Origin of the sequence: Pacificispira sp., assembly GCF_965228185.1 — a bacterium.
Taxonomy (GTDB): Bacteria; Pseudomonadota; Alphaproteobacteria; order UBA8366; family Aestuariispiraceae; genus Pacificispira.
In genome coordinates this window covers 117859-139279 of the sequence record NZ_CBDDHE010000010.1, presented here as the reverse complement: position 1 = coordinate 139279, position 21421 = coordinate 117859, and the positions used below count along the sequence as shown (strand labels likewise).

General features: G+C 63.5%; 15 protein-coding genes. 3 read left to right on the top strand and 12 right to left on the bottom strand.

Annotated elements, in window-relative coordinates; translation table 11 throughout:
- Window positions 1-69: 69 nt before the first annotated feature.
- From ACO06O_RS21075 to ACO06O_RS21030, 10 genes are all read right to left on the bottom strand, one after another.
- Window positions 70-1149, bottom strand: coding sequence for a siroheme synthase (locus ACO06O_RS21075; protein ID WP_421884523.1), 1080 nt, complete (start codon window positions 1147-1149; stop codon window positions 70-72).
- On the bottom strand, window positions 1146-2138 hold the full coding sequence (locus tag ACO06O_RS21070) for a glycosyl transferase family protein (RefSeq protein ID WP_421884519.1): 993 nt from the start codon (window positions 2136-2138) through the stop codon (window positions 1146-1148). The genes ACO06O_RS21075 and ACO06O_RS21070 overlap by 4 nt, the downstream gene beginning before the upstream one ends.
- Window positions 2135-4762, bottom strand: coding sequence for a molybdopterin-dependent oxidoreductase (locus tag ACO06O_RS21065; protein WP_421884516.1), 2628 nt, complete (start codon window positions 4760-4762; stop codon window positions 2135-2137). Before ACO06O_RS21065 ends, ACO06O_RS21070 begins: the two co-directional genes overlap by 4 nt.
- 2 nt (window positions 4763-4764) lie before the next feature.
- The gene (gene nirD, locus ACO06O_RS21060; protein ID WP_420419378.1) at window positions 4765-5106 is read right to left on the bottom strand and encodes a nitrite reductase small subunit NirD; all 342 of its coding nucleotides are present in this window, start codon (window positions 5104-5106) and stop codon (window positions 4765-4767) included.
- Window positions 5103-7541: a nitrite reductase large subunit NirB gene (gene nirB / locus ACO06O_RS21055; protein WP_421884512.1), complete on the bottom strand. Its 2439-nt coding sequence runs from the start codon at window positions 7539-7541 to the stop codon at window positions 5103-5105. The genes nirD and nirB overlap by 4 nt, the downstream gene beginning before the upstream one ends.
- Window positions 7541-9199 (bottom strand): ABC transporter ATP-binding protein, encoded by a 1659-nt coding sequence (locus ACO06O_RS21050; protein ID WP_421884509.1) that lies wholly within the window; start codon window positions 9197-9199, stop codon window positions 7541-7543. The genes nirB and ACO06O_RS21050 overlap by 1 nt, the downstream gene beginning before the upstream one ends.
- 5 nt (window positions 9200-9204) lie before the next feature.
- Complete coding sequence (locus ACO06O_RS21045; protein ID WP_421884507.1) at window positions 9205-10290, bottom strand: ABC transporter permease; 1086 nt, start codon at window positions 10288-10290, stop codon at window positions 9205-9207.
- Between the two features lie 90 nt (window positions 10291-10380).
- Window positions 10381-11745 (bottom strand): CmpA/NrtA family ABC transporter substrate-binding protein, encoded by a 1365-nt coding sequence (locus tag ACO06O_RS21040; RefSeq protein ID WP_421884504.1) that lies wholly within the window; start codon window positions 11743-11745, stop codon window positions 10381-10383.
- Window positions 11746-11955: 210 nt separating this feature from the next.
- Window positions 11956-13137, bottom strand: coding sequence for a CmpA/NrtA family ABC transporter substrate-binding protein (locus tag ACO06O_RS21035; RefSeq protein WP_421884501.1), 1182 nt, complete (start codon window positions 13135-13137; stop codon window positions 11956-11958).
- Window positions 13134-13730, bottom strand: a complete 597-nt coding sequence (locus tag ACO06O_RS21030; RefSeq protein WP_421884498.1) for an ANTAR domain-containing response regulator — start codon at window positions 13728-13730, stop codon at window positions 13134-13136. Before ACO06O_RS21030 ends, ACO06O_RS21035 begins: the two co-directional genes overlap by 4 nt.
- A 213-nt stretch (window positions 13731-13943) precedes the next feature.
- On the opposite strand from ACO06O_RS21030, the gene ACO06O_RS21025 reads away from it, so the two are divergent.
- Both ACO06O_RS21025 and ACO06O_RS21020 read left to right on the top strand, forming a co-directional pair.
- A complete protein-coding gene (locus tag ACO06O_RS21025; protein ID WP_421884495.1) occupies window positions 13944-14762 on the top strand; it encodes a UDP-2,3-diacylglucosamine diphosphatase in 819 nt (272 codons plus the stop codon).
- Window positions 14746-15825 (top strand): glycosyltransferase family 4 protein, encoded by a 1080-nt coding sequence (locus ACO06O_RS21020; protein WP_421884492.1) that lies wholly within the window; start codon window positions 14746-14748, stop codon window positions 15823-15825. The genes ACO06O_RS21025 and ACO06O_RS21020 overlap by 17 nt, the downstream gene beginning before the upstream one ends.
- A 28-nt stretch (window positions 15826-15853) precedes the next feature.
- Here the strand turns inward: ACO06O_RS21020 and ACO06O_RS21015 are convergent, their stop codons facing one another.
- Window positions 15854-17380, bottom strand: a complete 1527-nt coding sequence (locus ACO06O_RS21015) for a B12-binding domain-containing radical SAM protein (RefSeq protein ID WP_421884489.1) — start codon at window positions 17378-17380, stop codon at window positions 15854-15856.
- A 223-nt stretch (window positions 17381-17603) separates the two neighbouring features.
- Here ACO06O_RS21015 and ACO06O_RS21010 point away from each other — a divergent pair, with 223 nt between their 5' ends.
- Entirely contained in the window at window positions 17604-18731 is a 1128-nt protein-coding gene (locus tag ACO06O_RS21010) for a cyclic nucleotide-binding domain-containing protein (RefSeq protein WP_421884486.1), read from the top strand.
- A gap of 1 nt (window position 18732) precedes the next feature.
- Here the strand turns inward: ACO06O_RS21010 and ACO06O_RS21005 are convergent, their stop codons facing one another.
- Entirely contained in the window at window positions 18733-21024 is a 2292-nt protein-coding gene (locus tag ACO06O_RS21005; RefSeq protein ID WP_421884483.1) for an Orn/Lys/Arg decarboxylase N-terminal domain-containing protein, read from the bottom strand.
- Window positions 21025-21421 lie beyond the last annotated feature (397 nt).

Here is a 21421-nt window from a genome sequence, read left to right as displayed (position 1 = left end):
AAGTGGCAGTCACCATACTTCGCCCAAAGATCATCCACGAGACGATATTTTCACATTGCACACAGCCCGTCAGGCGACGCGGACAATGGAGGGAGGCGGCGCATCGCCGGGGCCGACAGTGTCGAGCCGTTCCCGACCGGCGGCTGCCAAGAATTCGAACGCCGACCAACCAATGGCAAGGCGGAGTCGCAGAAGCCCGTCCCGGTGATTGGCCAAACCGTCCCGGTCCAGCAGGATCACGATGTTCCGCCCCGCGCGGACGGCGGTCGCGGCCGCGTCCAACCGCGCATTCCGGCGAAGGTCGCCATTCCGGATCTCACTCCAATGCGCATCGCGACGGGCATAGTCGAGGACCATGGGATCGGTTGCCGGGCCGTGCCAGATCTCATCCGCTTCCTGCAGTTTCCGCACGGCACGAACCGGGATCAGGTCGCCTTGCCCCGAGGGCGGGGCGGCGATCACGGTCACCCGACCGCCACGGGTCCCGATTGTTTCCGCCAGGGCTTCCCCGCCCGACCCTCCGTTCGCCGCCAGGGCAGACTCGATCATCCGGCGGGCGCCGGCCTCATCTCCCTGCGCCAGGGCATCCCCGGGCGCGCCATCGAAAACCCAGGCCCAGAAAGCGCGACGGTCCCGGCGCGCCACCTGCGCGGCGACCCGACCGCGCATTCGGCCCGCCAGCGCGGCAAGCCGCCCGATCCGGGTATCCAGCAGGGTTTCGATCCGCGATTTGATCCGGCGCCCCAGAAGCGGCGCAGTGCCTTCCGTCCCGATCGCGATTACCACCGGATCGCGGTCGACGATGGACGGCGTATAGGCCATGGACGCATCCGGATCATCGACCACATTGACCAGCGCCCCCATCTCCGCCGCCAGTCGCGCGAAGGTCCGGTTCGCCCCGGCGCACCGCGTCGCGACAAAGGCCATTCGGAATCCCGACAGATCGGCGGCGTCCGGCCATCGGGTCAGATGCGCGACCCGGTTTGCCGAAACCAGCCGCGCGAGATCAGGGTCGAGATCCGGTGCGAAAAAAACGATCGCCGCATCGGTCTTCAGAAGCAGCCGCAGTTTTGCCGCCGCCGCTTCGCTGTTGCCGACGATCGCCACGCGTTGCCCGGTTGTCTTGATGAACATCGGAAATGTCTTCATGCACATTTCCTTTCCGGATCGGCGCGGTTCCGCCAAAGCCGGACCGCTTCACGCTGCGCCAAGGCCATATCGCCGGCATGACCGGCGGCGAGGAGGGCCGCCGCCGCGGTGCCGGTTACCACCGCCTCCGCAAAAGGATCGTCCAAATCGCCGCGCCACAATGCGGGCAGATCGCGGGCGTCGGGTGCCGTATCCGCCAGCCGGCGCTTGTCCGCCGTCAGGGGCATCGCGGTTTCGGACACCGCGACACCGTCCAGCACGCCGTAGAGGTCGACCGATTTCGACGGGTGGCGTTCGAACTCTCCGCCGCCGCCTTTCAGGATCATCACCCGCGGCTGGCCGAGAAGCAGCGCCGCTTCCTGTTGCAGATCCCGGTAGGGCGGATGAAAGACCCCCTGGACGCCCGCCGGCGCCCGGCACGGGTTCAGAACGCGCAGCACCGTATTGACCGCCGACCGCAAGCCCAGACTGTCCCGCAGGCGCAGCAGGTCGAACAGATCCGGTGACAATCCTTCCAACGGCAGATAGGCGATCCGGCTGCCGTCCAGAGCGTCCGCCAGGACTGCCGGCGTGTCCGCGACGGGGATATCCAGCCCGGCCAGCGCCGCCCGCACATCGGCGCCGGTCCCTTGATGCGAATTCCAGCCATGCAGCACGGTTCGATAGCCGGCCCCGGCCACCAGTTTCGCCGACAGCAGGAACCAGGGCAGGCCGCGCGACCGCCCGGCGGCATAGCTGGGCCAGTCCAGATCGGCGGAAACCTGAGCCCAATCGCCAAGGCCCGCGCGGGCCGCGTCGACGAAACCGGCGATCTCCGCCGCCGTTTCGCCGCGATACCGCATCAACATCAGAAGCGCGCCCACCGCCTCGCGTTCCGCCTCGCCGGACAAGATCAGCGTCATGGCCTCCCGCGCCTCGTCCCGGGTCAGGCTGCGCGCCCGCGACGGACCGCGTCCCAGGATGCGGACGAAGTCGGCTAGCCGGCTCATTCCGCCGCCACCCGGCTGGGGCTGCAGCGCATCAGAAGCCCCGAGAGTTCGGGACGGCAGGACCCGCAATTCGTGCCCGCCCCCAATGCCGCGCCGATGGCGTCGATATCGACCAGCCCGCGATCGGCGATGGCGGCCAGGATGGTGTTTACCCCGACATCGAAGCAGCTGCAGACAATCGGGCCGGAATCCGGCCGTCCGGCACCGGGGCGCCCGGCCAGTATATCGGCGGGCCGGGCCGGGCCCTTCAAGGCATCCGCCACGAAACTGCGCGACACCGCGACCGGTTCCGGCGCCGCAAACAAGGCTGCCTGGACCTGCCCCTCGGTATGGAAGGCGACACGGGCCGTGCCGCGCGTCGCGTCCATGGCGCTCAGCACCGAAACATCCCTGTGCAGACCGAAAAGCGCCCGGGCATAACCGATCCAGTCATCCGGCGTTTCGGTGCCCGCCAGTTCCGCCTGCCAGCCGCCGCCGGACCGCGCCCGGGCCCAATAGGCGGCGGCCGGGTCGAAGCGGCTGTGGCAGACCGCGAAACCGTACCAGGCGACCGCCAGCTTTTCGATCCGGGCGACCGATGCTTTCAGGGCGGGTTGCCCCGAATGCGGATCCGTATCGCCGGGCACCAACGCGTCCGTCCGTCCCGCGCTGGCCCAATGGCCGTTCCAGTGCATCGGCAGGAAAATGCTGCCGCGCGGGGTGTTTTCCGTAATCAGTGCCCGCGCCACGACCCGGCCATACGGATTGTCGATCTGCACCAGATCGGCCGGCGCAATGGCCTTCTCCGCCGCGTCGTCGGGATGAATTTCGACATAGGGTTCGGCGGTGTGCCGGTTCAGCCGCGGCGATTTCGCGCTGCGCGTCATGGTATGCCACTGATCCCGGACGCGGCCGGTGTTGAGGCGCAGCGGAAACGCCGTACTTGTGGCGCGTGCGAAGGGGGTCGCGACACTGGGGATCATCCGCGCCCGCCGGTCGGGCGTGAAGAACCCGCCTTCGGCGAAGAACCGCCCCCCGCCGCCACCGTCGCCGCCCTCGCGCCGGGGCCATTGCACGGGCTCGATGGCGTCATAATCCGCCTCGACCAGCCCGGTCAGGTCGAGGTCGCGTCCGAACCGGGCGGACAGGCCGGTCAGGGCGGCATATTCGCGAAAGATATCCGCCGGCCGGTCATAGGCAAAGGCCTCCCCCCAGCCCATGGCGGCCGCGACATCGCATAAGATCCGCCAGTCCGGCCGCGCGGCACCGGGGACCGGCAGGAAAGCCCGTTGGCGGCTGATGCGGCGTTCCGAATTGGTGACGGTCCCGGACTTCTCCCCCCAGCCGGCGGCCGGGAACAGAACATCGGCAAGCGGCGCCGTATCGGTCTCGGCGGTAATGTCCGACACCGCGACGAAGGGACAGGCCCGGATCGCGTCGCGCACCGAATCCGCCTCCGGCAGGGTCACCGCCGGGTTGGTGGAGATGATCCAAAGCGCCTTGATTTTGCCCTCTCGGCAGGCCCGGAACAGGTCTACCGCCTTCAGCCCCGGCGTGGAGGCCATGGCAGGGGATTGCCAGAAATTCCGCAAGGCCGCGCGATGTTCCGGATTGGCGATATCCAGATGGGCGGCCAGCATGGTCGCAAGCCCTCCGACCTCTCGGCCACCCATCGCGTTTGGCTGACCGGTGACGGAAAACGGTCCCATGCCGGGCCGACCGATCCGCCCGGTCGCCAGATGGACGTTCAGGATGGCATTGACCTTGTCGGTGCCGTCGATGGCCTGATTGACGCCCTGGCTGAAGACGGTCACGACCTTTTGCGTCCCCGCCCACAAGTCGTAGAACGCCTGCAATTCCGGTGCGGTCAAACCGGTTTGGGACAGGTCGATTTCCGATGCCGCCGCCAAAGCCTCCGTCAGGCCGGAAACATGATCGCGGCAGTAATCGGCATCGATACGCCCGGTCCGGGCCAGATGGTCCAGCAGCCCGGCGAACAGGGCAAGATCCCCGCCGGGCGCGATGGACAGGCTGATATCCGCCAGATCGGATGTCGCGGTCCGGCGCGGGTCTATATTGACCACCCGCATGCCGGGCCGCGCCTGTTTGGCCGCCGCGATGCGCTGATACAGGACCGGATGACACCAGGCGAGATTGGATCCGACCAGCACGACAAGGTCAGCCAGTTCCAGATCCTCATAGACGCCGGGCACCGTATCGGACCCGAAGGCCCGGATATGCCCGGCGACGGTGGACGCCATGCACAGGCGCGAATTCGTGTCGATATTGGCGCTGCCGATGAAGCCCTTCATCAGCTTGTTGGCGACATAGTAATCCTCGGTCAGCATCTGGCCGGACGCATAGATCGCGACACTGTCGGGACCGTGCGCGTCGATGGCCTCGCGAAATGCCCGCGCGGTCTTTTCGATCGCCGACTCCCAGGTCGCGGATTTGCCGTCGACCATCGGGGTCAGCAGCCGGCCTTCCAGGTCCAGGGTTTCGCCCAGGGCGGCCCCTTTGGAACACAGCCGCCCAAAATTCGCCGGATGGTCCGGATCGCCCTTGACCGTGACCTGACCGTCGCGGGCCTCTGCCAGGATACCGCAGCCGACACCGCAATAGGGGCAAACGGTCTTCACCGCCATGGTCAGGCCGCCTCGCCGATCCGGGCCCGCAGGCGGGCGGCATCGATCAGGATACGCCCGTTCTCGACCCGGACCGGATAAACCGCCACCGCGCCTTCATCTGGCCCTGTGCAGCGACCGGTGTCGAAGTCGAAGACCCAGTTGTGCAGCGGGCAGGTTACCGATTTCCCGTGCACGATCCCGTCGCTCAACGGCCCGCCCTTATGCGGACAGCGATCGTCCAGCGCGAAGACCTCGTCCGCCTCGGTCCGGAAAACCGCGACGCAGCCTGCCGCCGTCTTCACCACCCGGGCGCCGCGGCGGGGGATTGCATCCATTTCCCCGATATCGATCCATTCGCTCATTCCGCCGCCTCCAGTGTCAGATCCGCCAGCGGGCGGTAGGTTGGGCGCATCCGCGGCGCGGCGTGTTCCGCCCAGGGGTCCTTTTGATAAACCGACTGCGACAGGTCGAAGCGCCGCACCAGGTCGGCCCGGTTCTCCGCATCCTCGACGACCCGTTCGCGCACCCAATCCATCCCGACCTTCGCGACCCATTTGTAGGGCCGGTCGAGGTATTTCGCGTTTTCACGGTAGAGCTGGACAAAGGCGACGATCAGTTCCATCGCCTCTTCTTCCGTCGCAACCTTCGCCAGGGGTTCGGTCGCCTTCACATCCATGCCCGCCGCGCCGGCCACGCCGATCTCAAAGCCGCTATCGACACAGATGACGCCAACATCCTTGCAGGTCGCTTCGGCGCAGTTCCGCGGGCAGCCGGACACGGCCATCTTGACCTTATGCGGTGTCCAGGAACCCCAGAGCCGGCGTTCGAGCTTGATGCCCAGCCCGGTCGAATCCTGCGTCCCGAACCGGCAATGGTCGGTCCCGACGCAGGTCTTCACCGTCCGCAACCCCTTGGCATAGGCGTGACCCGACACCAGTCCGGCGGCATTCAGATCCGCCCACATGCCGGGCAGGTCCTCCTTGCGCACGCCCAGCAGATCGATGCGCTGCCCGCCGGTCACTTTCACGGTCGGCACGCTGTATTTATCGGCCGCATCGGCGATGGCGCGCAGTTCGTCGGGGGTCGTGATACCGCCCCACATGCGCGGCACCACGCTGAAGGTGCCGTCCTTCTGAATGTTGGCGTGATGCCGTTCGTTGACGAAACGGCTTTGCGGATCGTCGCGGTATTCCAACGGCCAATCGGACAGCAGGTAATAATTCAGGGCCGGGCGGCAGATATGGCAGCCGCAGGACGTTTTCCAGCCACAGGCCTGCATCACGGCCGGCATGGTTTTCAGGTCCTGCGACTTGATCAGCCGCCGCACTTCCTCATGGGTCAGGTCGGTACAGCCACAGACCGGCCGGGCCGCCGGCGCCTGGAACGCATCCCCCAGGGTGAGGGCCAGTACCTGTTCGACCAGACCGGTACAGGTCCCACAGGACCCGGAGGCCTTGGTTACCGTCCGGACGGCATCCAGATCGGTCGCCCCGGCCCCGATGGCCTGGACGATGGTTCCCTTGCAAACGCCGTTACAGCCGCAGATTTCCGCATCATCCGGCAAGGCTGCAACGGCCGCCATAGGGTCCAGCGGCGATCCCCCCGCATAGGCCGGACCGAAGATCAGCGTGTCGCGCATGTCGGAAATGTCGGTGCCGTCCTTCAACAGGCCGAAGAACCAGCCGCCATCGGCCGTATCGCCGTAGAGCACGATCCCGACGATCCGGTTTTCGACCAGGACCAGGCGCTTATAGACACCCGCGCCGGGATCGCGATAGACGATCTCCTCCCGACCTTCGCCATCGGAAAAGTCCCCGCCGGAGAACAGGTCGATCCCGGTCACCTTCAGCTTGGTTGACGTGATGCTGCCGCGATAGGCCGCATCCTGGCCCAGAAGCGTCTGTGCCGCGACCCGCGCCATGTCATAGAGCGGCGCGACGAGGCCATAGCATGTGCCGCCATGTTCGACGCATTCGCCGACCGCCAGGATATCGGCGTCCGACGTAACCATCGCATCGTCGACATGCAGGCCCCGGCCGCACGCCAGCCCGGCCGATTTGGCCAGTTCGACATTGGGACGAATCCCGACCGCCATGACCACGATATCGGCGGGATAGACCGTGCCGTCGTCCAGCCGGACGCCGGTGACCCGGTCTTCGCCCTGAATCTCATGGGTGTTGGCCAGGACATGGACGCGAATGCCGCGCCGTTCCAACTCGGCTTTCAGCAGGTATCCGGCGGCTTCATCCAGTTGGCGTTCCATCAGATGGCCCATCAGGTGCAGGACGGTGACATCCATGCCGCGCGCCTTCAGCCCGGCGGCGGCTTCCAGACCCAGCAGCCCGCCGCCGATCACCACCGCCTTGCGGCCCGACCCGGCCGCCGCGATCATGGCGTTGGTGTCGTCCAGATCGCGATAGGTCACGACCCCGTCCAGCTTGCTGCCCGGCACCGGAATGACGAAGGGGCTGGACCCGGTCGCGATCAGCAGCTTGTCGTAAGGCGTTTCGCCGGACGCGCTGACGACCACCTTCCGGTCCCGGTCGATCCGGGTCACCGCTTCGCCGAAGCGGCAATCGACCCGGTTTGCCGAATACCAGTCGGCATCATGGGTGACGATCTCCTCGTAGGTCTTCTCCCCCGACAGGACGGGCGACAGCATGATCCGGTTATAGTTGCCGCGCGGCTCCTCGCCGAACAGGGTCACCGAATAGCGGTCCGGATCGCCCTCGAAGAGATGCTCCAGCATCCGGCCGGACGCCATCCCGGCGCCGATGACGACAAGTTTCTCGGCCATCACGCCGCCTCCTTCTTCTCGGCGCCGTGCTCATACTCCTCCAAAAAAGTCAGGAGCTCTTCGCGGTAGGCGTAGTAGTCGGGGTGTTCCAGCAGATGCTTGCGGCTGCGCGGGCGCGGCAGGGTCACATCCATGATCTTGCCGATCCGGGCGCGCGGCCCGTTGGTCATCATCACCACGCGGTCGGCCAGCAGGATCGCCTCGTCGACATCATGGGTGACACAGACCGCCGTCACCTGAGTGCGGGACCAGACCTCCATCAGGACTTCCTGCAACTCCCATCGGGTCAGGCTGTCCAGCATCCCGAAGGGTTCGTCCAGCAGCAGCAGTTTCGGCGACAGGGCGAAGGCCCGGGCGATCCCGACACGCTGTTTCATGCCGTTCGACAGTTCGGCCGCCGGCTTGTCCATCGCATCGGCCAGGCCGACCCGTTCCAGATAGTACTCGACGACGTCCTGGCGTTCCTCCTGCGACGCTTTCGGATAGACCCGGTCGACGCCGACCGCGCAATTCTCCCGGGCGGTCAGCCAGGGGAACAGGCTGGGCGACTGAAAGACGACGGCCCGTTCCGGATCGGCCTCGGTCACATGGGTTCCGTCCAGAATGATGGCGCCCTTGGAGATATCGTTCAGGCCGGCGGTCATGGTCAGGACCGTCGACTTGCCGCAGCCCGAATGCCCGATCAGGGATACGAATTCGCCCTTCTTCATGGTCAGTTCGAAATCCTCGACCACCGTCAGGGGGCCTTTCGGCGTCGGATAGACCTTATGAAGCTGCGAGAACTGCAGATAGCGCTCGTCGTTGAAGGAATGGGCCGCCTCGGCCACCGCCTTCGGCACGCCGTGGATCGGAACGACATCGGGCAGCAGACGCGTGCCGTCGATCTTCGAAGCGATGCCGACCGCCATCAGGTATTGGGTGACCTTTGCGCGCAGCGCCTTGAAGGCCGGATTGTGGTTCATCGCCGCCCGGTCGCGCGGTCGGGGCAGCGAGACCGTGAACTGATCGCCGATGGTGCCGTCGGGAGTCAGGGTGACAATCCGGTCGGCCAGCAGCAGCGCCTCGTCGACATCGTTGGTGATCAGGACCACCGTCTTGCGATCGGCCTCCCAGATCCGTTCGATCTCATCCTGCAGATTGGCACGCGTCAGGGCGTCCAGCGCCGACAAAGGCTCGTCCAGCAGCAGCACTTCCGGGTTCATCGCCAGGGCACGGGCCACGGCGACGCGCTGGCGCATGCCGCCGGACAATTCCGCCGGCCGCCGGTCTGCCGCGTGGTTCAGACCGACCATGGCGATGTATTTCGCCGCGATCTCCTGGCGGTCCGCCCTGGACAGTCCTTTGTGAACCGCATCCACGGCCAGCATGATATTGCCGCGGACCGTCAGCCAGGGCATCAGCGAATAGGACTGGAACACCAATCCCCGCTCCGGCCCCGGCCCGTCGATCCGATCCCCCTTGAACAGGGCCTCGCCGCTATCCGGCAGGACCAGACCGCTCATCAGGTTGATCAGCGTCGACTTCCCCGTACCGGAAAAGCCGAGGATCGCGACGAATTCTCCCTCACGCACCGACAGGTCGATATCCGTCAGCACGTCCTCGCGCGCGGCACCCTCGCCGAAGCTCTTGCTGCACTTTTTCAGTTCCAGAATAGCCATGACGATCACCGATTGTTGGTGTGGGTCAGAAGGGTCTGGATCGCGTACATCATCCGGTCCAACAGGAAGCCGATAACCCCGATGGTGAAGACCGCGACCATGATCTTGGCCAGGCTCTGGGACGAACCGTTCTGGAATTCGTCCCAGACGAACTTCCCGAGACCCGGGTTCTGCGCCAGCATTTCGGCGGCGATCAGCACCATCCAGCCCACGCCCAGGCTGAGGCGCAGCCCGGTGAAGATCAGCGGCTGGGCCGACGGCAGGACCAGACGCGTGATCTTGGACCAGGTCGACATCTTCAGAACCCGGGAGACGTTCACCAGATCCTTGTCGATGCTGGCAACGCCATGGGCCGTGTTGATCAGCGTCGGCCACAGGGAACACAACGTCACCGTGATGGCGGAGTTCAGGAAGGATTTCGAGAACAGCCCGTCATTGGTCACATAGACCGCCGAGACGACCATGGTGACGATCGGCAGCCAGGCCAGCGGCGAGACCGGTTTGAAGATCTGGATCAGCGGATTGAACGCCGCGCTGGCCGTCGGGGACAGGCCACAGATGATGCCGATCGGCACCGCGACCACGGTCGCCAGCAGGAAGCCGAAAAACACCGTCTGGATCGACGTCCAGATCTGATCGTAATAGCTCGGCGCCCCGGTGAACTCGCGCCATTTGACGCGGTCTTCCTTGCCCTCGGCGATCAGCTTCTCGTTGCGCTCTTCCTGGCGTTCGTAGAATGCGGATTCCTTATCGGCCTTGCGGGTCGCGTCCTCGTGGAGGGAGAGCATCTGCTCCCAGACCTGCGCCGGGCCGGGCACGGCGCCCAGCGATGTCTGAACCTGCGGGGCAAGATGCGCCCAGAGCATCAGGAAGGCCAGAATCGCGACCAGCGGCACACCCAGTTGGCGCAGCACTTCGCGACCCTGGGCTTTCGGATTGTCCCCGGCGGCGGCACGCAGGATCGGCGTGCCCCAGCCGAGACCGAGGACTTTCAGATAGGTATCGATCTTGTTGATGCGGGCGAACAGCTTTTCCCTGCGGGCCTGTTTCCCGGCTGCGTCGGCGAAATCTTCGTCGGCGATGGCGGACATGGGTTCTTCCTCAAGCACTGGAATGTGGAGCGTTGAAACGAAAGGCGGATGCCCGGCCGGCCCCGTATCCGGCCGGCCGGGCGGTCGGGCTTAGCCGCCGACGCTTCCTCCCTTGACGGTCTGGCCGCCTTTCAGGCCGATCGGGAAGCTATCCAGATAGGCATTGGGCTGGCGGCCGTCGAAGGCGATGCCGTCGATGAATTCGTCCTGCGGTTCGCGATAGCCGTCGCTGTCCCAGGGGAAGTCCGCCTCCTGGACCTGGCCTTCCTCGACCAGCAGGCGCGCGGCCTCCAGATAGATGTCCGGGCGATAGACCTTGCGGGCGACCTCGTCATACCAGCCATCCGGCTTGGCCTCGGCGATCTGGCCCCAGCGGCGCATCTGGGTCAGGTACCAGACGGCGTCGGAATAGTACGGATAGGTCGCATGATAGCGGAAGAAGACATTGAAGTCCGGGACCTCGCGCTTGTCTCCCTTTTCGTATTCGAAGGTGCCGGTCATGGAATTGGCGATCACTTCGTAATCGGCGCCGACATATTCCGGACGCGACAGGATCTCGACCGCCGCCGGCCGGTTGGCGTTGTCGTTCTCGTCCAGCCATTGGGCCGCACGGATCAGCGCCTTGGTCAGGGCCAGGGTCGTGTTCGGGTATTTCTCGGCGAACTCGGCGGTGATGCCGAAGACCTTCTCAGGATTGTTCTTCCAGATCTCGAAATCCGTGATGACCGGAACACCGATCCCCTTGAAGACCGCCTGCTGGTTCCAGGGCTCGCCGACGCAATAGCCATAGATGGTGCCGGCCTCCAATGTCGCCGGCATTTGCGGCGGCGGCGTGACGCTCAACAGCACATCCGCGTCGATCTGGCCGGTGACGTTTTCGGGGCTGTAATAGCCGGGCTTCAACCCACCGGCGGCCAGCCAGTAGCGCAGCTCGTAATTATGGGTCGAGACCGGGAAGACCATGCCCATGTTGAACGGCTTGCCTTCCGCCCGGTACTTCTCGACGACCGGCTTCAGCGCGGTGGCCGAAATCGGGTGGACCGGCTTTCCGTCCGCGTCATGCGGAATGTGTTCCTTCATCAGCGCCCAGATCTCATTCGACACGGTGATGCCGTTGCCGTTCAGATCCATGGAAAAGGGCGTGATGATATGGGCCTCGGTCCCGAAACCGATGGTCGCGGCCAATGGCTGACCGGCCAGCATGTGGGCGCCGTCCAGCTTGCCGTCGATGACGCCGTCCAGCAGGACCTTCCAGTTCGCCTGGGCTTCCAGCGTGACGAACAGGCCTTCATCCTCGAAATAGCCGTTCTCATAAGCTACCGCGAGGGGCGCCATATCTGTGAGTTTGATGAATCCGAATGTCAGTTCGTCCTTTTCGACATCGAGCATTTCCGCTTGGGCGGTGGTCGCTGCGATGGACAGAACGATACCGGTGATCAGGGGACGGAGCTTCATAACGCTCTCCTGGTTTCGGGCCCGCGCTTCCCTGCGCCGAGCCAATGAAAATGAAAAAGCCGCACGTCTTCCGCGACACCTGTCGCGGTGGACGAGCAGCTTTGCTCAATCATTCTCAGCGTAGAGATTGGACCCGGACACCTTTGCCCGAACCGTTCGATCACCGTATCATGTTGCAGTGCGAAATCAACTGGAAAATTCGAAACCGCCTCAGACCGAAATGACGATCGGGTCGAAAACGCGCCCGTCAAAGAACAGATCCGGCCCCAGATACATCTCGCCGGTCGACGACGCGACGGGGGAGCGCATGTCCAAAGCGCCTTCCAGTTTTTCCGACGCGCCGGGCATGTCGGCGCCCGCAGAATCTAGGCAGGTCCGGTACAGGTCCGGGCGGAAACACCCCCGCGCCACCGCCGCCGCCTCTTCCAGATCAAGCCCGTTCCGACGCGCCAGCCGAGTGGCGATCCAGACCGCCTGGCTACGCCAAGGGAAAGTTGCCGCACCGTCGAAGAATTCGATGAAGCGGCGTGTCACTCTTTCTTCCCCCGACGCGTTGACGAGCAGCCGCCCCTGCAGCGTGCGTTCGATCATTTCCGAGGAAAGGTTGAGATAATCGGCGCCGGACATGATCTCCGCCGCCGTCATGACATTGGCGGAATCGCCCAGCCAGCGCGCCGCGCGCCACACCGCCCGCATCAGACCGGACGTCGCCTCGATCTCGCGCTCCGCCCAGCCCTTGCGTACCGCCAGCACCTTTTCCGGCGCGAAGTTCCAGATCGCGGCACCGGGCAGAATCAGTTCGGCGCAGCCCCGGGCGACCGCAACGGATCCCCAAGGCTCCCCGACGCAGAACGCCTCGATCGTGCCCGCTTCGATGGCCTCCGCCATCTGGGGCGGCGGCACGGTCCGGACGATCAGATCCTGCGGCGCTTTCAGACCCAGCGCGCCGAGCCAGTAATACAGCAGTTCCGCATGCATCGAGAACGGGAACGGCACCCCGACGGTCAGCGGCTTGTCGCAGACCCGGATCAGGGCGCGGCCGATTTCGGCCGCCGAGCGGAAATCCCCGGGCGCGCCCGCATCGGCCATGCGGCGCGCCAGTTTGCTGGATACGCCGACGACATTGCCGTTCATCGACAGGACGGACAGCGCATCGAGCGCCAGCGCCATGCCGCCCAACCCCATCGACATCGCGATCGGCACCGGGGCCAGCAGATGCGCCGCGTCCAGCCGGCCGAGCGCCAGCTTGTCGCGCACCGCCGACCAGGACGGCTGTGCCTGGAGTTGCAGGTCCAGCCCCTCTTCCCGCGCGAAGCCCAGTTCGCGCGCGATGACCAGCGGCGCGCTGTCGATCAACGGAATGAAGCCGCATTCCAGCCGACGCAAGCTCATCGCAACAACTCCGCCGCGGTGACGATGGCACTCGCCACATCGCCGATCTTGCGGCCTTGATCCATCGCCGTCCGGCGCAGCAGGGCATAGGCCTCCTCCTCCGACAGGCCGCGGGCACGCATCAGGATGCCCTTGGCGCGATCGATGGTCTTGCGTTCCGCCAGGGCCGCCTTGGTCGCGTCCAGCTCCTTGCGCATCCGGCTGATCATGCCGAATCGCGCGATCGCCGCGTCCAGCACGGGCTTGATGCGTTCCTTGCGCAATCCGTCGACGATATAGGCACTGACCCCGGCTTCGATCGCCGCGCGGGTCAGTTGCGTATCGCTGCGGTCGACGAATATCGCCACCGGCCGGTCCAGCGGTGTGGAGGCCAGCGCCAACCCTTCCAGCACGTCGCGGCTGGGATTCTCCAGGTCGATCAGGACGACATCCGGTTTCAGGTCTTCGATGCGCCGGGCGAAACCGGATTCCTCGCCGATGACCGAAACTTCGTATTCTCCGGCCTCGCGCAGCCCGTCCACGATCATCATGGCCCGGTCGCGATCTTTCTCGATCACGGCGATACGCAATCTGCTGGTTTCGGCGTTGGTCATGCCTAATGTTGCGATGCAACATAGCCGTTGGCAATTGATTCTTGAGCAGGGCCGATCCGACTCCCTCGGCGACGGTCGGATCGAACAGGGATGCCTATCCAATCTACGATATCAGAACCATTGCCCCGAAGGACCTGACATATCTGCTGGCCTATGGCGAATTCACAAGGCAGGGTTTAATCGATTCGCCAACCAGAGATAATTATCACCGGGATGACATTAGTGGGATCGGAGAGCCGGACTGTCAGGTCCATTTTCATTTCGGACGTTCATCTTGGGACCCAGCATTGTCAGGCCGAGTTGCTTGTCGATTTCCTGAAAGCCCACGATTGCGAACGGATCTATATGGTCGGCGATATCATCGACGCCTGGCGCCTTGAGAAGACCTGGTACTGGCCGGATAGTCACGAGACTGTCGTCGATACGGTCCTTCACAAGGGACGCATGGGCGCGGAACTGTTCTATATCCCCGGAAATCACGATGTATTCGTCCACGATTTCACCGATCCGCTGGCCGATCATATCCACGTCGCCGAGGAGGTCATTCACGAGACCGCGGATGGCCGCCGGTATCTCGTCATCCACGGCGATTCCTTCGACGTGGTCATGCAGAACGCAAAATGGATGGCCTATCTGGGGGATTGGTTCTACGAGCTTTGCCTGAAATCCAATACCTGGCTCAACATCCTGCGCAAGCGCATGGGTCTGAACTACTGGTCCCTCGGCGCCTTTGCGAAACGGCATGTGAAGACCTTCATCAACATCATCGGCCAGTATGAAACCGTCGTGGCGGCCGCGGTCCGGCAGCGCGGCGTTCAGGGGGTCATCTGCGGGCATATCCACCATGCCGAAAGCCGCGACATGAACGGCATCCATTACGTCAATTCCGGCGATTGGGTGGAAAGCTGTTCGGCGGTGGTGGAACATTGCGACGGCACGCTGGAAGTGATTTTCTGGACCGAGCTGACGCATCCGCGCAACCTGCGCAGCGACATTCCGGCATCCCAGGTCGTCGATGCATCCGCACCCTGAGCACACGTCCCTCCTGATCGTGACGGATGCGTGGCGGCCGCAGATAAACGGCGTTGTCCGGTCCTTGGAAGCCACCATCCATGAGCTGGAAAAGATGGGTGTCCGGGTCGAAATCCTGGCGCCGCATGAATTCACGACCATCCCCTGCCCGACCTATCCCGATATCCGCCTGTCCCTGACCCGCCGCAAGACGGTCCGCCGGCGCATCCTCGATCATCAATGCGAACATCTGCATATCGCGACCGAAGGGCCGCTTGGATTGCTTGCGGCATCGGCGGCGCGCAGCATCGGCATGCCCTTCACGACGGGCTATCATTCGCGGTTCCCCGAATATGCCGTGGCCCGATTTCCCCTTCCCATCCAGTGGTTCTATGCCTGGTTCCGCCGGTTCCACAATTCCGGCGACGGCTGCATGGTCGCGACCGAAACCCTGAAGCAGGATCTGGCCGCAAAAGGGTTCCGCAACCTCATGATCTGGTCGCGGGGCGTCGACACGGACCTTTTCCGTCCGATGGAAGGATCCGTCCTGCCGCCGGACCTGCCGCGCCCGATCTTCATGAATGTCGGGCGCCTTGCGGTCGAAAAGAATCTGGGCGCCTTCCTCGACCTGGATCTACCCGGCACGAAGGTGGTGGTCGGGGAAGGCCCGCTGCTGGCCGGCCTGAAACGGGATTATCCGGATGTCATCTTCACCGGTCCGAAAACCGGCGAAGATCTGGTACGGCATTTCTGCAGTGCCGACGCCTTTGTCTTCCCGTCCCTCACGGACACGTTCGGGCTGGTCGTTCTGGAAGCCCTGGCCTGCGGCGTGCCCGTCGCCGCCTTCCCGGTCATGGGCCCCCGCGACGTGATCGGCGACGGCGGGGCGGGCGCCCTCTCCGACGATCTGCGGCAGGCGGCGCTGGAGGCGCTCGACATCCCGGCGGAGCGGTGCCGCGCCTGGGCGATGCGATACAGTTGGGCCGCCTGCGCGCGGCAGTTCATCGACAATGCGAACGTGGCCCAGTCGACCTACCAGACCCGGTCAGCCGACCGAACCCGGCCGGCAAACGCACAAGGCTGACACCCAGTACGCCGAAAACCCACGGTCTCTATGCGGCGGCCAGCGCGCGTTCCCGGGCCTTCTGGATCGTGTCCGTCAGCGCCCCCTCGGCATCGGTCACCCGAAGCGGGGTAAAGCATTTTTCGAACTTCGCCGGCATCGGCATTTGCGGTGTGTAGAAGGACCGGGGACGATCGGTCATCGCGCAATAGGTCAGCGGCGCCTCCCGGAACGACTGGCGCATCTGGCGGATGCTGCCCAGATTGACATCGATGCTGCCGCCGAAACGATGCAATGGCCGGATGAGCGCCAGGGCGGTCTGATCCCAGTCGAACTGACGCCGCCAGTACCAGGCATGCCGGAAGGCATGCCGCGCCAGCGCCGCCTTCCGGCCGCGGAAGCGCAGCAGGTCCGCCACATAGGGCACGACTTTCTCCAGCGGCTCCTTCGGCCATTCGACGATTTTCTGCCCGTCCAGATCGCTCAGATTCACATTCGGCATCAATCGTCCGTCACGCGCGGCGGCATCGAAATAGGGCGTTCCCAGAATGGGAATCGTGAGGGTCAGCAGACTGGGCAGCGGAATGGTGTGGTCGCTCAACACCCCGGTCAGCTGTTCTTCCACCTGGGCGACCGTCTGCTGCGAGAAATCGGCGATCATGCCGTAATCGAAAAACATGCCATGGTCGGCGCATAGGCGCGTCAGCGCGCGCGGGTCCGACATCAGGCTCTGCTTCTTGTTGAAGGTCTTCAGGACGGCCGGATCCAACGTCTCCACACCGGAGAAGACGGCCTTGCAGCCATTCCGGGCCATCAGTTCCACATTCTCGGGCCGTTTGAAGAAATCGCCGGTTACCAGCGCGCCCCAGCCCCGGAATTGCCCACGCCGCCAGCGCTCCCCGATCAGCTCGACACGATGGCGGAAGCTGGACCGGCTGTTCCCATAGAAATTGTTGTCCAGAACCATCACGCCCAACACGTTCTGCATGGCGTCGAGCTGCCGTTCGATGGATTGATCGCTATGGGCGGTATAGGCCCGCCGCTCCCCGGTCAGGGAACAGAAGGAACAGGCGAAATTGCAGTTCTTCGTGGTCTCCAGATATCCCACGCCCATCGACGGGCGGGCCAGATCGAAACGCGGCGCCCCGGTTTCGCTGACGCAGTCCGCACCGAAAACATCCCGGACGATGTCGGCGACATCCTCCACATCCCCCTGGCTGACATAATCGAAGGTCTCGGCGCAGAGAGCGGGCAGCGCCCGGGCGATGGGCCCGCCGATCGCCGTCGCGACGGCCGGGTTGGCGTGCCGAAAATAGGCCGACAGCTGATGCGCCCGGTCGAAAGCGGAGGTCAGGCCGGTGAAAACGACCAGATCGGGCCATGCGTAAAGGCGGGGGTCCAGCAAGGCGCCGTCGAACACCTCGTCCCAGACCCGAACGTCGACCCGGTCCCGGTCGAAATGACCGGCAAGGTAGAACGGGGCCATGGCGCGCGGGATGAACCACCGAGTCGGGGTCGATTTGCGCCACGGATTGAAATAGGCATTGACGATAAGAACTCTATGACTGCTGCTCAATGCCGTGTCCGCTTCTCGAATGGGTGCCGCATCGCCCTGTATTTTATCGGCTCAACTTGTCGGCACGGAATTTCGCGGGCGCGGCGCGATATCCCCCAACACGATAACGATCAAACCGGGAATGGTCCAACACGCGGTTCCGATCGCCGATACGACCGGATAATTCGGCCTGAAAGACACGCTTTGAATTGCCATCGCCGCCGGATTTTGGTCAAAGAATCGCATGGAAAATGACAACCGGACCACAGACTCACGGCAGCCGACCGTTGAAAGGCTGAAAGCACATCCGATTGCGGCCCATCTGAGCCCGGATGCCGTGGAGACGATTGCCGCGGTGGCGGAAGCCAAGGATCTGCAGCCCGGCGACGTGATCATCCGGGAAGGCGAGGAAAGCGCCGATCTCTATCTGCTGGTTTCCGGAACCGCCATTGCCGCACGGGAAGCGTTCAATGGCGACCAACTCGACCTCAATGCCATCGAGCCCGGCGACTGTATCGGTGAACTGACTTTTCTGGCGGGCGGAAAACGCGCGACCACGGTCCGGGCCAATACCAGATGCGAGCTTGTCTTCGTGCCGGCCGAGGCGCTTCAGGCCGTTCCCGAGGCAAGCCCGGTCATCGGCGAACTGAAAAGCGCCCTGTCCCGCGTCGTCGTGAACCGGGCCCGGTCGATGAGCGACGCCATGTTGTCGTCGCTGCGGCGGGAACTGGAAATTCAGAAACTGCAGAACCAGTTCGGGCAGTTTCTGGTTTTCACGATCTCGATCTTCCTGATCTCCACGGTGCTGTTCTATCTCGTCGCCGAAGAATATGTGAAGGACGTCTACGATCCCGGATTCTCCTGGCAGACCGTGTTCTTCCTGGCGGTGCCGTGCCTGCTGATCATCAAATTCATGAAGATTCCCTTGGCCGATCTGGGGATCCGGCGCGAGGGATTATGGACGTCGTTCCGGGATTCCGTCCTGATCTGCATCGGCATCACCATTCCGGCCGCGATCTACCTGATCTACTTCAAGCAGGACAGCCCCGGCAACGACATGGGCGTGGTCGTGGACGGCTTCTTCCTGGTTCAATATTTCGCGCATACCGTCTTTCAGGAGGTCGGTTCGCGCGGTCTGCTGCAAGGTCTGTTTCAGAAGTTCCTGAACGACAGCAAGGGCCATCGCGCCATCCTTCTGACCAGCATCATCTTTGCCTCGCTGCATATCACATTCGGGATCGATGCGGTTCTGATCACCTTCGTGGCCAGCATTGTCTTCGGCTATGTCTATCTGAAACAGAAGAACCTGATCGGCGTCATCGTCCTGCACTACTGGCTCGGCGTCCTCGCCACGATCGTGGTCGCCTTCTAGCTTAGGTTACCACACAGTCGGCGAAGTATTCCGCGGTGCCGTCCGGTTGCTTCTCCTGAACGAGGCCGTGGATATCCACCTCGAATCCGGGGCATTCCCGCGAGAAGTCGCGATTGAACTGAAGATATTCCACGATCCTTCGATTGAAGACTTCGCCCGGAATCAGAAGTGGAATTCCGGGCGGGTACGGGGTGATGAGGTTCGTCGTGATGCGTCCTTCGAGATCGTCGATCGGCACGCGTTCCGTGGCCCCACGGGCGATCTGCGAGAACGCGGTGCCCGGGTTCATCGCGGGCGTCAGGTCGCTGAGATACATCTCGGTGGAGAGCACCGCGACGTCGTGCTTGGCATAAAGCTGATGGACATGATCGCACAGATCCCGCAGTCCCATGCGTTCGTAGCGCGGATGCTTCGCGCAAAATTCCGGCATGCAGCGCCACATCGGCTGGTTGCGCTTATGATCGTCCTTGAACTGTTGCAGCGCCGTCAGAAGCGTGTTCCAGCGCCCCTTGGTGATCCCGATGGTGAACATGATGAAGAAGCTGTAGAGCCCGGTCTTCTCGACCACGACGCCATGTTCCGCCAGGTATTTGCTGACCATCGAGGCCGGGATGCCCCAGTCCTCGAAATGGCCGTCCAGCTTCAGGCCGGGCGTGACGATCGTGGCCTTGATCGGGTCTAGCAGATTGAAATCCGGCGCGATGTCGCCGAAACCGTGCCAGGAGTCCTGTCCGGCGGTTACCCGCGCCCCGGCCGCATCCGTCCGGTTCAACACCCAGTCCTCGGTGAGGCCGATCCCTTCCTCTGCCAGTCCTTCGGGGCCCCAGACCTGGAACCACCAGTCATCCGCGCCGAATTCCTCATCGACCTTTCGCATCGCCCGCCGGAAATCCAGGGCTTCGTAAATGCTCTCTTCCACCAGGGCGGTGCCGCCGGGCGGTTCCATCATGGCGGCGGCCACATCGCAGCTGGCGATGATGCTGTATTGCGGGCTGGTGCTGATATGCATCAGATACGCCTCGTTGAACCGGTGCCGGTCCAGTTTGGCCTCCTGAGAATCCTGAACAAGCACATGGCTTGCCTGGCTGATGCCCGCCAGCAGCTTGTGAACCGATTGGGTGGCATAGGTCATCGACCGCTTCATGCGCGGCCGCTTGCGCCCCATGGAATGATACGTCTGGTAAAACGGGTGAAAGGCCGCGTGCGGCAGCCAGGCCTCGTCGAAATGCAGATTGTCGACATAGCCGTCGAGCAACCCCTTGATCGCCTCGGTATTATACATCACGCCGTCATAGGTCGATTGGGTCAGCGTGAGAATGCGCGGTTTGACCGTATCCGGATCGACATCCTCCAGAAGCGGGTTCGCCCTGATCTTCGCCTTGATCGAGTCCGGCTCGAATTCCGACTTCGGGATCGGGCCGATGATGCCGTGGTGATTGCGGGTCGGCTTCAGGAACACCGGCACCGCCCCGGTCATGATGATCGCGTGCAGGATCGACTTGTGGCAGTTCCGGTCGACGACCACCACATCGCCCGGCGCCACCGTATGGTGCCAAACCATCTTGTTGGACGTCGATGTGCCATTGGTGACGAAGAAGCAGTGATCCGCGTTGAAGATCCGCGCGGCATTCCTTTCTGAATCGCCGATGGCGCCGTTGTGATCCAGAAGCTGCCCCAGTTCCTCGACCGCGTTGCAGACATCGGCGCGCAGCATGTTTTCGCCATAGAACTGATGATACATCTGCCCGATCGGGCTTTTCAGGAAGGCGACCCCGCCGGAATGGCCGGGGCAATGCCAGGAATAGGATCCGTCTTCCGCATAGTCCAACAGCGCCTTGAAGAAGGGCGGCTGAATACCCTCGATATAGCTCTTCGCCTCGCGAACGATATGCCTTGCGACGAATTCCGGCGTATCTTCGAACATGTGAATGAAGCCGTGCAGTTCGCGCAGAATGTCATTCGGAATATGGCGGCTGGTCTTGGTTTCGCCATAGACGTAGATGGGGACCTCGGTGTTCTTCCACCGAACCTCCTCGATGAAGCTCCGCAGGTTCTCGATGGCGGGATCGATTTCGGGGCCCGGCGTAAATTCTTCGTCGTCAATCGACAGGACAAACGCGCTCGCCCTGGATTGCTGCTGCGCGAATTTCGACAGGTCGCCGTAGCTCGTGGCGCCCAGAACCTCGAAGCCCTCCTCCTCAATCGCCTGTGCGATCGCCCGAATGCCGATACCCGAAGAATTCTCGGACCGGAAATCCTCATCGATGATCACAATCGGAAAACGAAACTTCATGCTGCTTCCCCTGCTGACGGGGCCGACAGCCGGAAGGCCCGACCTGTTCGCCCGTCTCTACCGAAACGCATCGCAAACTCAACCATGTCCGGCCAGCTTCGCCCAATTCTGGGCGCAACACCAACGGTAAGCCCGCGATCACCAGTACAGAGGATAGTTCGCCCACACACCGATCTCAAAGCCAAGGCACGTCACCGCGACTCGAACCGCCTCCCCCGCGCCATTCGGAGGACCCATTCCCGGGTAATGCAACGTGAAGGGAGACCATATCCGTGGCGAAGGCGATTTCGGGTAATGACCCTTTGCGGAAATGGCGGATTTTCGATGGTTCACGACCATGCATCCGGGATGCCTGTTGAAGAGTAGGGGCAGTCCTGTCACGAATGAGAGGACATCG

What these genes read in the sequence shown, in the direction of transcription:
- ACO06O_RS21075 (WP_421884523.1), bottom strand. Translation starts at nt 1,149, where the DNA reads ATGAAGACATTTCCGATGTTCATCAAGACAACCGGGCAACGCGTGGCG.
- ACO06O_RS21070 (WP_421884519.1), bottom strand. Translation starts at nt 2,138, where the DNA reads ATGAGCCGGCTAGCCGACTTCGTCCGCATCCTGGGACGCGGTCCGTCG.
- ACO06O_RS21065 (WP_421884516.1), bottom strand. Translation starts at nt 4,762, where the DNA reads ATGGCGGTGAAGACCGTTTGCCCCTATTGCGGTGTCGGCTGCGGTATC.
- nirD (WP_420419378.1), bottom strand. Translation starts at nt 5,106, where the DNA reads ATGAGCGAATGGATCGATATCGGGGAAATGGATGCAATCCCCCGCCGC.
- nirB (WP_421884512.1), bottom strand. Translation starts at nt 7,541, where the DNA reads ATGGCCGAGAAACTTGTCGTCATCGGCGCCGGGATGGCGTCCGGCCGG.
- ACO06O_RS21050 (WP_421884509.1), bottom strand. Translation starts at nt 9,199, where the DNA reads ATGGCTATTCTGGAACTGAAAAAGTGCAGCAAGAGCTTCGGCGAGGGT.
- ACO06O_RS21045 (WP_421884507.1), bottom strand. Translation starts at nt 10,290, where the DNA reads ATGTCCGCCATCGCCGACGAAGATTTCGCCGACGCAGCCGGGAAACAG.
- ACO06O_RS21040 (WP_421884504.1), bottom strand. Translation starts at nt 11,745, where the DNA reads ATGAAGCTCCGTCCCCTGATCACCGGTATCGTTCTGTCCATCGCAGCG.
- ACO06O_RS21035 (WP_421884501.1), bottom strand. Translation starts at nt 13,137, where the DNA reads ATGAGCTTGCGTCGGCTGGAATGCGGCTTCATTCCGTTGATCGACAGC.
- ACO06O_RS21030 (WP_421884498.1), bottom strand. Translation starts at nt 13,730, where the DNA reads ATGACCAACGCCGAAACCAGCAGATTGCGTATCGCCGTGATCGAGAAA.
- ACO06O_RS21025 (WP_421884495.1), top strand. Translation starts at nt 13,944, where the DNA reads ATGACATTAGTGGGATCGGAGAGCCGGACTGTCAGGTCCATTTTCATT.
- ACO06O_RS21020 (WP_421884492.1), top strand. Translation starts at nt 14,746, where the DNA reads ATGCATCCGCACCCTGAGCACACGTCCCTCCTGATCGTGACGGATGCG.
- ACO06O_RS21010 (WP_421884486.1), top strand. Translation starts at nt 17,604, where the DNA reads ATGGAAAATGACAACCGGACCACAGACTCACGGCAGCCGACCGTTGAA.
- ACO06O_RS21005 (WP_421884483.1), bottom strand. Translation starts at nt 21,024, where the DNA reads ATGAAGTTTCGTTTTCCGATTGTGATCATCGATGAGGATTTCCGGTCC.